This window comes from Segatella maculosa OT 289, from assembly GCF_000243015.1.
Taxonomy (GTDB): Bacteria; Bacteroidota; Bacteroidia; order Bacteroidales; family Bacteroidaceae; genus Prevotella; species Prevotella maculosa.
Map to the genome: position 1 here is coordinate 150,260 of NZ_JH594504.1, position 12,599 is coordinate 162,858.

Consider the following 12,599-nt stretch of genomic DNA (forward strand, 5'->3'; position numbering starts at 1 on the left):
CACGAGCCGTGCGTCCCTACATACCCATCATAGCTTCATTAATGCGTAAAATGGTTGAGAGGACGAGCCGTGCAAACGCATGTAGGGACGCACGGTCCGTGCGTCCACTCAAACAACCATGTATGAATAACGGCAAATATTCCCCACTCATTATCGAACTGCACCCTCTCTTCAGACCCGTATCACAACAATTAGGTATTTATTTTTATCGGTCTCATTTGTTACTTCTACCTTTTTCACATTGTTTTAACTTTGCATAGGGATTGGATTTCAATATCCGACAGCTCTAAAATCATAACAAACAGGGACGGTTTCTTGAACCTACATCAAACGATATTTGCCATTGTGTGCTTCATAAGTCCTCTTTCCACTGCGCATGCACAGCAAAGAAGCCATTTAAACGACACTGTCATCTTGTTGAAAGAAGTGTCGGTAAGGGCCAGATACAGCCTCACTTCGCCCAATGTCATGCAGGCCTTGGCCAATCAAAGGCGCATTGCCGGTAGCACATCTCTTGTAGAAATCCATGCAGACCATCAGCGAATGGCTACCATGAAAGAGGCTTTGAGGCTGCAACCCGGCGTGATCATACAGGAATTCTTTGGTGCAAACGACCAGCCACGCCTGAATATCAGAGGCTCAGGCATACAGAGTAACCCTCAAAGGCGAGGCGTTTATCTGCTTCAAGACGGCATTCCTGTGAACTTTTCTGATGGTTCTTATGTCATAGGTATCATGGATGCGATGACCGCCCGCTATATAGAAGTGTTCAAAGGAGCCAATGCCTTGCGGTTCGGTGCAGGCACATTGGGTGGTGCTTTGAACTTTGTAAGCCGCACGGCACTGACGGATAGCACTGCAAGTGTAAAGCTTGAAGGAGGCTCTTACGGTACTTTTGGATTGACATTCAGCATGGGTAAGCGCCTCGGTGCATGGGATATGTTCGCAGCTTCGACCTATAATCGGCAGGAAGGTTATCGTATTTACAATAAAAACCAACGGCTGACGGCTTCTGTGAACATAGGGTGGAGAAACCGAAAGCAAACAGTTGAGAACAGAACTTTCGTGCATTTCACGCATCTTTTCTTCCAAATGCCGGGACCATTGACCCTCGACCAACTCATGACCGACCCCAAACAGGTAAGCACGGGTGTTGACCTTCCGTTCTCAATGGGCCCAAACATATTGCGAGACAGGCCGCATCGCAATGTCGATATGTTCAGGATTGCCAATCAAACAGGGTTTGTTTTGAATGCAAAAAGCAATCTCTCGGCATCGGTTTACTATCAGTATGCCGACGATTGGTTCGCTTTTCCCATCACCATTTCCATTCCCCATTCCTTCAATAACGATATCGGTGCGACGCTTTATTATCATCTTTCGATGTCAAAAATGCGGCTCTCGGCCGGCGTCTTGGGTGCTTTTGGGTGGATGGATCGCCGCTATCACATCAATAAAGACGGCAAAGCATCGTTCATGTTTGCCCGGGATAGGTTACATGCTGCCAACTTTACGGTCTTCACGGAAGCCGACTATGCGCTTCACGACCAGCTACATGCGGTGCTGGATGTGCATGGTGTGTATAACAAACGCAACAGTAAAGACGCCTTCGGCGACCCTTCTCTTCGCCCATGGTACAGCCATATGTCGAAGAAATACCGGTATTTCTATTCCCAAAACAGTACGCTTCGGCAGCACTTCACGGCTTTCAATCCTCGTATCGGGCTGATATGGAGTCCTGTCAGACGTAAGGATATCCAACTGTTTGCCAATGTAAGCAACAGTTATGAGCCGCCGACGTTCGATGAACTTGTAGGAACGGAGGTGACATCGAATATCAATACCAGTCCGAAGAAGCTCTTTTCCATTGCCTTAAAGAAGCAGACAGCCACCACATTCGAGCTGGGTAGCAAAGGACGTTTAAGCCGTTTGTCATGGAATGTCGCTTTTTATCACTCGTGGGTTGCCAATGAAATACTTGAAATAAAGGACTATGTACGTGGTCAAAAGCGTACGGAGAACTATCCGAACACTGTTCATCAGGGGCTGGAAGTGGGCATACAGATGGCAAGTAAGCCCCATCTTTTCGGATATAATATAGGTAGTTTCACGATAGGGGCAGTGTATGATTACAGTCGTTTCACCTTCAAAGGCGGCAAATATGATGGTAAATATCTTGCGGGAGTCCCGAAACATTACATCAATACCTCGCTCGATTATCAGCATTCCTGCGGCTTGAACGGATCAATCTCTTTGGAATTGAAACCGGGAGAGACCCCGATTGATCACACCAACACGATGTTTCAGCCCGCATATCACGTGTGGAACGCCCGCTTAGGCTATCAGATCGGCACCCAATGGAACCTCTATGTAGAGCTGAAAAACATTGCCAACCGACGTTATGCCTCGAGTTATATCATCAGTGATGAGATACATCAGCCTGCAATTCCATTCCCCGAATTCACTGCCAAGCAGTTGACATTCTTCATTCCCGGGCAACCTCGGAGTATGTTTGCAGGCTTAACGTGGCGTTGGTAGAATGAAATTAAACAATGATAAACTTAAAATAAACATGAATAATAACAACAATAAAAACGGAAAAACTATGGTAGAGAAACGCATGAACATGGAACAAGGCCACTGGGTGCTGGCAAAATTAGGAAAAAAAGTGCTGCGTCCGGGAGGTAAGGCATTGACGCAAATCATGCTGAAAGCAATGAACATCACTCCCAATGACGATGTTGTGGAGTTTGCTCCGGGCTTAGGTTACACGGCAAAGCTGGCACTTTCGCATCACCCTCGCAGCTATGTGGCTGTTGAACTCAATGCCGAAGCGGCGAAACGCGTTCAAGACAATGTGAAAGATGACAAGATGAAGATTGTCATTGGGAACGCTTCAGACACCGGTTTGCCTGAAAACAGTGCGTCAAAGGTGTATGGAGAGGCCATGCTGACCATGCAAAGCAATCCGCAAAAGCAGGCCATCATTGCCGAAGCCGCCCGTTTACTGCGCCCGGGAGGGCTGTATGGTATCCATGAAATAGGTATTTTCCCTGACGATACCCCGCAAGAAGTGCGCAAAGAGATAGAGAGTGACTTGGCTAAAGGAATAAAAACGAATGTCCGCCCACTGACGCTTGCTGAATGGAAAGGCCTCTTGGAAGACAACGGATTTGAGGTTTCGTTCGTTGAAAGCAAGCCCATGCACTTGTTGGAAACAGGGCGTGTGATAGCAGACGAAGGCTTTTGGCGTTTCATCTGCATCTTGTTCAGAATGCTGAAGAACGGTGTTGCCCGCAAGAGAGTACTTGAAATGCGACGTATTTTCCGCAAGCATGCCCGTCACATCAATGCCATCAGCATCGTGGCGCGTAAGCGATAGAACCGTAAAAAGGGATTATCATGATGAAGCATCGAGGTTTCAAACCCGTAACTCTTCGTCCGTCATGGGCCATCAGCATTATCCTTGGCTCCATGTTGCTGCTGCTGTCGTGCGAGAAAGAAGCGTTCCTGTCCGACGATTATGCGCATCCGGAAACGCTGTTGCCTAATAAAAAGGAGTATATGGACAAGGATTTGGGAACACGTCCGTTGGCAAAAGCCATCGAAGGACAGTATGCTTCGCGACTATCGATGATTTATTATGATGCCGAGCGCCTCAAACCGCTCCTCTATTTCACGGCCGGCAAGCATCAGGTGCGCTGCACCACCAACGCAAACGGGTCGTTACATCTCAGTATCAGCAAGTTTCATACGAACTTCATGCCGCTTTATGTCAGTGTTGAAATGGACATTTTGTTGTCCGAAGGCATCGGCGACACCATTCGTTTACATGGTCGTGACGGCATCGTTCGAACGTCTGACGAAGGTAAACAGATAGGGCTTGAGCTACCGGAGAGCGATGATGCCGAGCTGGAAGGATACTTCTTGCGTTCGAAAAACGAGGTTTCTGCCTTGATAGATCTCATGTTACCCGTGGCCATGAAGATGCAATGGCAAGGTAAAAAGCAGTGAATGAAAGGAAAAAAGACAAAGATAACCCATCACTTAAAATTATAATGATATGTTTTTAAAGCGAATTCAACAGCTAATGAGCATGCTCTCAATGCTCGTTTTGGTTGCACTCATGGCCGCATCATGCAGCAATAACGATGACGATTCAGACAGTTCGGCCGCCGTCGGCATGGTTGTTGGAACCTATCAGGCAACAATAACCCCGACAATGGGAACTAAGAAAATGGCCCAAGGGCCTCATCTCGTTGTCTTGGAAGCTATTAATGGCAACAAACAAGTGCGTTTTCACTTCGAGAAATTCAATGCTCCGATGTTCGATTCTGACGGAAAATTGAGTGCAACAGCCCGTATGCCGTTTGCCGTTTCGGTAGATTTTGTCATGGACGTGAGACGTGAAAAGGACGGAACCGTCAGGCTCCAGTCCGTAAAAGGCACTTTTAAGGCCAAGCCGAATGGTGGAAAAGAAGTCGATCCCGATAAGCTCCCGGAAGGCATTCTGCCTCCCGATCTGAAAGGATTCGATACGGATAAGGCACAAGCAAGCGGCAGTTTCAAAGACGGAAAGCTTGACTTGAAAGTGTTACCGAAGATACTTCCCGTGACAATCGTTATCGATGCCGTGCGTAAATAATGGTGTCTTACGGAATATAAGCCCTTGGAATACGGTATCTTCATCTGACTATTCATTTATAATTGTAATATAAACAACATGAACTTCAATAGAAACAACAAGCCGAACGGCATGACTATCGTGCTCGGAAGCACGCTGATAGCACTCTGTTTCCTTGTCATTGGGTGTACGAAAACAGAGTTAGACGAAAACGAGAGAGCCTTGGTTGCAAAGCAAGAACTTGCAGACCGCTTTGATAAACTCTTCTATGAAGGGTTTGAAAATCCTGACGAAACCGAGCGAAATCTTAGGAATTTCGTGCTGTCGGATTTGGTTTCAGGCGACAAGAACCTGTTGACCGATCAGGATATCCGCGTCAATGAGTCGATGATAAAAATGGCGATCCGACTGAAAAGAATACAAAACAGTATGGAAGCAGAACTCAATAAGGGCACTATCTACGACGGATATATCCGTAAAAACAGCATTATCATCAACTGTAAAAGCGTACTTCATGAGCTTCCCTACCGTGCGCGAAAGGGCAAAAAGTATGAATATCTGCAGACAAAAGTGGCTGAAATGGAGCGCCAAGTCAAGGAGATTATGAAGAAAAGGGAAAGCAAGTTGGGTCCGCTTCCTGCCGAGTTGCTGAACAAACAATGGAAATGGAAGGTCGATATTGACCGAGATGTGATGGATATAGCCGACCTCTATTCGGATGCCTATAAGAAATTGAAAGATTTCAGCTTTGATTTTCACTTCAATAAGAACAACAGCATCACGGCAAAACGCTTCTTCCTTGCACCTATTATCGTGGATTATTCATCGAGTTTCGACAGTGCAGGCGACTGGAAACAAGAGCTAATGGCCGAAGACAACATCAGTTGTTACACCTATGGTCATAAGATTTGCTTCCGTGTTCCCATGATAGACAATGCCGATTTCTTTACGGGTCGTGGCAATGTTGCCCATGAATGGTATTATGAATACACCTATTCGGTGAAAGATAACAAGCTCGTTCTCTCGCAACCTCGTATTAGTTTGTATGTAATGGTGAACCTAAGAAGTACTGACTACTGGTCAGACGAGTTCAAATTTGCCTACTATGAAGGGTTTAAATCATTCACATTAACAGCTCAACCGCTATGACGCGTTTCCCGAAATCAAAGGTTTGGCTGTGCTTCTGCATGCTGATGGCCTTCTGTAGTTGCATCAATCGAGAGTTCGACAGCAACGAAGAATATAGCAAGAGCAGCTCCATTCCGCTCATTGCAGACAATGATCGTCTGCTATCTCGTATCTTTATCATCAATGAAAGCAAGTCTTATCTGTGGTTCGATATCAATAACGAGGTGGCAAACTTCTCAAAACCGGAACTCACATTGCCAATGATGGAAGGGAGCCAAAACAGCTTTCGCCGTATTCCACTGCGTGGATTGCTCTACGAATACAATGCTGCCAAGGGCGAACTGACCTTCAGAGACATTCCCGAACAGTTCATTCAGATGAATGACGAGCGCCTTTCCGTGACCTTTAAGCTGACACCTGCCGACGATAAGGACGTGCTTCTGCCGAACAACAAGGGGGCACACACGTTGAAAAAACAATGGCTTTTGACCTTGATTCGCGTTCAATTCCCGGGTGATAAGGAGGCCTTTAAAACCGAAGAGAAAATAAAACGTGGCGGAAGAACCTACGAGTTTCTTCCTTTCAAGGCCGAACTCACACTCATTAATTAATGACGATGAAGCACAATAGTTATATCTTGATGTTGTTGCTTCTGTTTGGTGGAGTACTGAAAGCAAGTGCCCAGCAGACAAGATTGGATACAACAAAGACGCAACAGATAAAGGAAGTTGTTGTCACGGCTGACAGACAAGGTCGGAAAGTAGGCGAGATTCGGCGAACGGCAGAGCAACTTAAAGTAGAGATGCCCATGGACATGAACGACTTGGTGCGTTATATTCCATCGGTAGGCGTGTCTGTTTCGGGTTCAAGAGGGGGTATGCGAGGCTTTGCCATCCGTGGTGTTGAGGCCAACAGAGTGGCTATTTGCATCGACGGCGTACTGCAACCGGAAATCCAAGACAATGTCGTTTTCAGCTCATATGGGCTTTCCAATGCCTCAAGAATAGACTTCGACCCTTACTTTGCCTCGTCGGTTGAGATACAAAAAGGGGCCAATTCCTTCGCAAGTGGAACGGGAGCATTGGGCGGAACGGTGAACTATGCGACCAAAGAAGCCCGAGATTTGATAGGTGAAAACAAGTCTTGGGGACTGTTGTCTACAGTGAATTACAACGGAAAAGAGAACCTTCGGACCTACCTTTTGGGTGGAGCTGTGCGCTTAAAGCATGTTGATGCCCTCCTGATGGCAGCACATCGGGATGGCAATGAACTGCGGAATTTCTCACATGGAAAGCTCACCCGCAACATCACTTCTACGCAAATAGACCCAATGGACTTTCATCAAGCAACATGGTTGGGCAAACTTTCTTATGCACCGAACGCCAATCACAGGTTCGTTTTGGCGTTCTATGCGATGAACAGAAAGACAAATGCCGACATTTGGACATTGGAACCGATTGATGCTTTCACGGCAGACGGGAAGCCATACTATTATTCTCACGATCAATCGTTGTGTCAGTCGCTGTCGTTTTCCTATCGTTTTCTGAGCGAAAAGGGGCTTATTCGGAAGTTGACGACCAAGGTACATCATCAGAATTCCTATTTGGATGCCAGTTCATGGACTGACTTCTATCGACCGAATTTCGACCTTGTGAACAGTGAAATGACCCTTGTTTATGAGGGAAAGCACACGAAATACAGAGGACAAGCAACGAAAGACCATTTGTTTCGATTGGAGTTGGACTCCAAGAAGTTTCATTTTGGGGCCTTTGGGCAGCATATCTTCAACCTGACTGCAATGGCAATGCGGCGAAAAAACGATACGCGGAACGTTGATATGGAGGCTCCACAGGCCTCAGACCCTGTGACCGGATACACTGTCAGAATGGGAAAGGTCTACCGATACGGTGAACCTATGGGCGTGTTTGCACAGACCTATTCATTCTTGAACCCCATAACACGGTTGAATTACGGCGTTTCTCTCATGGATGATATCGCCTTTGGCAAAAAACTGACCATGAAATTAGGGGCCAGATACGACCGCTTTACTACGAAAGACGACCGAAAAAGCGAGGGACAAAACCTTGGATATATCCATTATCTCCTGCAGAACATGCAGGGAGCTGTAATGAATTTCGACCCCATCGACGACAAGGAAGCCGGCTTTTCGTTCTTAGGTATCGTGTCGTATGCCCACAGTCAGCTCCTGAATGCATCGTATCGGTTCTCTACGGGCTTTAGAGTTCCCAACACAGAAGAGCAGTATTTCCAGTTCTACAGTGCGTGGCCATCATTCGTTGTCCTGTCGAACAGGGCCTTGAAAGCCGAGAAATCCTACAATCATGAGTTGGAGTTGAGTGGCAAGGGCTGGGGCTTCGGCTATTTATTAAGCTTCTATTATAACCATTATGCCGACTTTATCGAGTTGAAACAAGGCACATTAACGGTGAAGGAGCCGCTGATGCAGACGCCCAAGAACATTTCCTACGTGAAGAATGTCAACCAAACATCGGCCAATCTCAAAGGCTTCGATGTCGCGTTGCAGTTTTATCCCGAAGAATGGACGGGAATATTGAAAGGCTTCATGGTTTCTTCTGCCTTCAGTTATGCCGAAGGAAGGTCTTCATCGGGAATGAGTATGCTGGGCATTCAGCCGTTGACCGGAAACATCGGACTGGAGTATACGGCCCCAAAAGCACGCTGGCAGGTGAATGCGAAGGCCAATCTTTATTTTGCAAAGCCCGTTTCTCAGACCACATTCTGGGACAAAGACGCCGCAGGGAAAGAGCTGATACGACGCTATCCGGCCTCATTCATGAGCAATGCTTACACTTTTGATGCCTATGGATATTACAAAATAACCCGCAACCTGACCGTGAGGGCGGGCATTTACAATATCCTCAACAGCGAATACCTACGTTGGGACGATTTGAGACAACTGACAAATCCGGCCTTACTCTCTAACATCAACTACTTCTTTCAGGACGGAAAGAAGTCATTAAGCAGGTTTTCCCGTCCTAAAAGATATGTTTCTTTGGCACTTGAATATAAACTATAAACAAATAAATAAATGAAAAAGACCGTAATCATAGCAAGTTTGCTTGCGACAATCCTCTTTTCTGCTTGCGACCAACGCGATACAATCGACGTATACGAGACAAGCAGCACGCCGGACCTTAGCAATCCCATTGTTCAGAAGCTGACAAACGTGACTTGGTACAAGAACATCGGCATCGAAAACACCACCGTCTGGACCACGACAAAGTTCAAAGAGAAGGCTTCTTCGCCCTTTGAAAGCATGTTATATATGATGGCTTGGATGGGAATGGAACTGAGACGCGACGGCAGTTCCACGCTTTTGTTCCAACCACCGCTTGGAGAAAAGTCTTATATCTTCTGTCAGGGAAAGTGGAAAGTCTCTACAACCGAGAAGAATTCTATTGTCGTTGACACGAAAACTCCCGTGGGATATATCAACATGAAGCTTAAGGTGAAAGACCTACAGGCCAAAGATAATGTCAGTATCTTGACGGCATTGATTGACGTGGGCGACCGTGTTCTGATGATAGACTTCTATAATAACACCTCCATCTATGGCGATAACCCGCAAAAAGAGTTTCCCGGTATCGGCAAATCCACAAGCCAAGACTGGTTTTCCACAATGCCCGTGAGCCATAATCCGCTGTCTTTGGCAAACTATGTCAACACTTCTTGGGAGACAATTTCATATAAAACGGAGAACAAAGACGAAGCCGAAGACGACGCACAACTGTCGGTTCGCTCGTTGTTTGTTGAGGATTTGCTGACCAAGACGCCTGCTTTCTTCTATGGATTGAAGCTATCTTTGGGAAAAGATAATAAGGCGTTTATTCAGGTTCCGAAGCTGATGAAAGACGCATTGATGAAGAATTGGAACGATTTATACGAAGATAACTATCCCATAGTGAATGCAACTTGGCGGATAAATGGCAGTAAAATCATCGTAGAGACCGACGAAATGCCGCATCTCGGCATGGGAGAAGTGTTGTTCAACCTTATCACCGACAAGTCGCAGGCGGTCTTCGTGCCTTCCAAAACGCCCGAGAAAGGAATTTATTTATGGAGACATTTCTATTATATCTTAGAGCTTGTGAAGAACACAAGCAAAGGCGCTTGGTTCAGAGTTACGTCGGAACAAGAGACACACTACGTGTTTATGCTGAAGACTCCGATGCCCGACACTTCTAAATTCGTGGGAATCAAGGACGCTGTTCGCCAATTGAATTAAACAAAGAAAGCCAGATTGAATATGAAAAAGTTTGTATATACCATTTTATCGCTGCTTAGTGTGGCCCTGTTTGCATCGTGTGAGAAGGGCGAAATCCTGAACCTTGTCACGCAAGACATCGATTTGAACGAGAATTCTGCCGAGTATCAGGACTATATGAAAGAGCGAATTGACACGTATTTAGCTACTTATCGTTTCGAAGAAGCAAGGAAAGGCATTGCAAAAATCACTGATGCTGCAACGCAAAAAGCGCTTTGGGCCAAGTATAAGAAGTTCTATCAAGAAGCCTTGACACATGGCTGTGGCTACATTCTTGAAAGCGGTGACACGCTATTCTTAAAGGTAAAGAACGACGATGAGGTTGCACCGAGCCAATTGAAAGTCCTAAGTGAGTTCTATGATTACGTGGGATTGAAATACACCAACAAGGAAGTTACGTTGTGGGGACTGGCCAATTATCCCGCATTGGAGACGTTGGCGTTTCCTTCTTGCTTTGTTTCTAAGGTGAAAGACCTTGATAAACTCACGCAATTAAAGGTGTTTTCGCTCGTTGCCAACAAGGAAAAATACGAGTGGTGGTTCACTTCTAAGCCCTTCAAACCTATCGATATGGCCGGTTACGACCTGTCGAAGAACAACCGATTGGAAACACTTCTGTTCGATGGTGTCAATCTTTCGAACCTCAAAACGCCTGCGCATACGATGAAATCCTTGGAGCTGAAGCATGGCGTTTACACCAATGCCAATCTCAACGACATTCATGCAAAGCGGATAGACATTGAGAATTCGGATGCTGCCGACGAGCAATTGATTGTCAATAACAAGGCGCTTCAATACTTGGCACTGTCAACCAACACGGAAGAGAACAAGGGGTTCAAACGCTTGGACGTTGCCCATTCGTCGTTACATAAGCTCTATGTGATTGAAACCTCGTCCATGACACGCTCTTTAAAGAAGATAGTTTTGAACGATAAGATTGACACTTTGACCGTAGGAGGATATACCTCGCGGGCCGATGCCCCGCAGACAAGCGTCGAACTTGAAGGACTTTCAAGACTGAACAAACTCAAATTCTTCTCGTATAACCCCGATTTCACTGCGGTGGCAACAAAAGATTTGCCTGCAAACATCGAGGAACTGTATATCGGAGGCTCGGGAAATGTACCCTATAAAGACGACGATTCGTTCGATTACTCACGCCTTACGAAGCTCAAAGTCTATTCAAACGGGAAGTTTATCTCGGCAAATATGAAGCTACCGACACAGGTAGACTCTATCTATCTCTTCCCTTCAAGTGCCTTCGGAGACGTGAAATACCTCGATTTCTCGCACACAAAGCTCACTTCGGGCCATATTTATATAGGGAGTATCGATAGAAATGGCAAGCCGATACCGATGTTCAAGCATATCACTTTCCCTGCAACACTGAAACGGATAAGTTTATATAACCTGAAAGCTGAGGTGGTTGATTTGAGCCGTTGCACGCAACTTGAGTCTTTGTTTATTGACGATACGGCCGAAGATGAGTTTGCCGTAAGAAAGATTATCTTGCCGAAGAACCTTAAAAAGAGTGCTTTCAAAAGGCCAAAGCGGAAGTTTTCCAGGGAATATCAAATTTATTTTCAAGATATTTCCAATAAAACGGTGATTGAAAACAAGCCTTCTTGGTTGGTGAGCGACGGTAATGGAAACTACGGAGTGGAAGGAGATAAAATATATAATTAACTTTTTTAATGATTAAAATAATTGACAATGAAAAAGAATGTATGTAATTTTTTAGCCGTTCTCTGTCTGTTGATGGGGGTCGTAACCATGGTTTCGTGTTCGAAAGACGACGATGCGCCCAGTGGGAAACAGGAACCCGTGGTGCAAATGAACCTTGATGAGAAAGCAAAAACGGCCACGATAGCCGTGAACAAGCTTGATGCCAACACCCATGTGCAGTTGGTTTATGCCACAGTTCGCGGACAGGTGCTTGCCGAAGGCTTTGCCGACGACAAGGGAACAGCCCTGTTTAAGGTGGAACAATTGGTGGGCTACGAGCAGATTCTGAAGGTCGTTGTTCAAGAAAACGAGCGCGGTAAGACCGTCAAAGAACTGAAAATACCGGCTGCAACACAGCAATTGACAGAGCAACAACTGCAGAGTTTGCTGACAAAACAGGCGTGGAACTCAGTAGCAAAGAAGTCGCGTGTGCTCATAAAGAACAGCGATAAAACGCCTTACGACAGGCTCGCAGGCGAAGCACAGAAGACTTTCAAGTTCGAAACCGGCGGCAAATTCATCTTCACCGTGTCGAGTCCGATGAAGCATTTCGATGATAAAGGAACGTGGACCATCAGCAATAAGGTGCTAACCATCAGCACACGGATTCCCATCGGACCCTTGGAGATGAAGAATGTGCGGGTGAATAAACTCACAGATAGCGAACTTTCGCTTCTGGTAGAGCTGTCCGACGGCTTGTTCCTGATGGGTTTTGAACCGGAGAAATAGACAAACAGAAGCTGACAGCGGGGACTTCTCCCCGCTAAAGTATGTACACTGCGCTGTAGGGACGCACGGTCCGTGTGTTCTTACAGC

The 12,599-nt window shown here is 46.1% G+C and carries 10 protein-coding genes; all 10 read left to right on the plus strand.

Features of this window, described 5'->3' with window-relative positions:
• Nucleotides 1–315 precede the first annotated feature (315 nt).
• Nucleotides 316–2,538 (plus strand): TonB-dependent receptor family protein, encoded by a 2,223-nt coding sequence (locus tag HMPREF9944_RS08000; protein WP_008565637.1) that lies wholly within the window; start codon nt 316–318, stop codon nt 2,536–2,538.
• A gap of 67 nt (nt 2,539–2,605) precedes the next feature.
• On the plus strand, nt 2,606–3,382 hold the full coding sequence (locus tag HMPREF9944_RS08005) for a class I SAM-dependent methyltransferase (RefSeq protein WP_025830271.1): 777 nt from the start codon (nt 2,606–2,608) through the stop codon (nt 3,380–3,382).
• A 20-nt stretch (nt 3,383–3,402) separates the two neighbouring features.
• On the plus strand, nt 3,403–4,014 hold the full coding sequence (locus tag HMPREF9944_RS08010; protein WP_008565639.1) for a hypothetical protein: 612 nt from the start codon (nt 3,403–3,405) through the stop codon (nt 4,012–4,014).
• A 49-nt stretch (nt 4,015–4,063) separates the two neighbouring features.
• Nucleotides 4,064–4,645: a hypothetical protein gene (locus tag HMPREF9944_RS08015; protein ID WP_008565640.1), complete on the plus strand. Its 582-nt coding sequence runs from the start codon at nt 4,064–4,066 to the stop codon at nt 4,643–4,645.
• Nucleotides 4,646–4,723: 78 nt separating this feature from the next.
• A complete protein-coding gene (locus tag HMPREF9944_RS08020) occupies nt 4,724–5,773 on the plus strand; it encodes a hypothetical protein (RefSeq protein ID WP_008565641.1) in 1,050 nt (349 codons plus the stop codon).
• Nucleotides 5,770–6,363, plus strand: a complete 594-nt coding sequence (locus tag HMPREF9944_RS08025) for a hypothetical protein (protein WP_008565642.1) — start codon at nt 5,770–5,772, stop codon at nt 6,361–6,363. The genes HMPREF9944_RS08020 and HMPREF9944_RS08025 overlap by 4 nt, the downstream gene beginning before the upstream one ends.
• A 5-nt stretch (nt 6,364–6,368) precedes the next feature.
• The gene (locus HMPREF9944_RS08030; RefSeq protein ID WP_244861136.1) at nt 6,369–8,810 is read left to right on the plus strand and encodes a TonB-dependent hemoglobin/transferrin/lactoferrin family receptor; all 2,442 of its coding nucleotides are present in this window, start codon (nt 6,369–6,371) and stop codon (nt 8,808–8,810) included.
• 12 nt (nt 8,811–8,822) lie between these two features.
• Nucleotides 8,823–10,019, plus strand: a complete 1,197-nt coding sequence (locus tag HMPREF9944_RS08035) for a hypothetical protein (protein ID WP_008565644.1) — start codon at nt 8,823–8,825, stop codon at nt 10,017–10,019.
• Nucleotides 10,020–10,040: 21 nt separating this feature from the next.
• A complete protein-coding gene (locus HMPREF9944_RS08040; protein ID WP_008565647.1) occupies nt 10,041–11,744 on the plus strand; it encodes a hypothetical protein in 1,704 nt (567 codons plus the stop codon).
• 27 nt (nt 11,745–11,771) lie between these two features.
• Nucleotides 11,772–12,512: a hypothetical protein gene (locus HMPREF9944_RS08045; RefSeq protein WP_008565648.1), complete on the plus strand. Its 741-nt coding sequence runs from the start codon at nt 11,772–11,774 to the stop codon at nt 12,510–12,512.
• The last annotated feature ends 87 nt before the right edge of the window (nt 12,513–12,599 follow it).

What these genes read in the sequence shown, in the direction of transcription:
- HMPREF9944_RS08030 (WP_244861136.1), top strand. Translation starts at nt 6,369, where the DNA reads ATGAAGCACAATAGTTATATCTTGATGTTGTTGCTTCTGTTTGGTGGA.
- HMPREF9944_RS08020 (WP_008565641.1), top strand. Translation starts at nt 4,724, where the DNA reads ATGAACTTCAATAGAAACAACAAGCCGAACGGCATGACTATCGTGCTC.
- HMPREF9944_RS08005 (WP_025830271.1), top strand. Translation starts at nt 2,606, where the DNA reads ATGGTAGAGAAACGCATGAACATGGAACAAGGCCACTGGGTGCTGGCA.
- HMPREF9944_RS08010 (WP_008565639.1), top strand. Translation starts at nt 3,403, where the DNA reads ATGATGAAGCATCGAGGTTTCAAACCCGTAACTCTTCGTCCGTCATGG.
- HMPREF9944_RS08045 (WP_008565648.1), top strand. Translation starts at nt 11,772, where the DNA reads ATGAAAAAGAATGTATGTAATTTTTTAGCCGTTCTCTGTCTGTTGATG.
- HMPREF9944_RS08040 (WP_008565647.1), top strand. Translation starts at nt 10,041, where the DNA reads ATGAAAAAGTTTGTATATACCATTTTATCGCTGCTTAGTGTGGCCCTG.
- HMPREF9944_RS08025 (WP_008565642.1), top strand. Translation starts at nt 5,770, where the DNA reads ATGACGCGTTTCCCGAAATCAAAGGTTTGGCTGTGCTTCTGCATGCTG.
- HMPREF9944_RS08015 (WP_008565640.1), top strand. Translation starts at nt 4,064, where the DNA reads ATGTTTTTAAAGCGAATTCAACAGCTAATGAGCATGCTCTCAATGCTC.
- HMPREF9944_RS08035 (WP_008565644.1), top strand. Translation starts at nt 8,823, where the DNA reads ATGAAAAAGACCGTAATCATAGCAAGTTTGCTTGCGACAATCCTCTTT.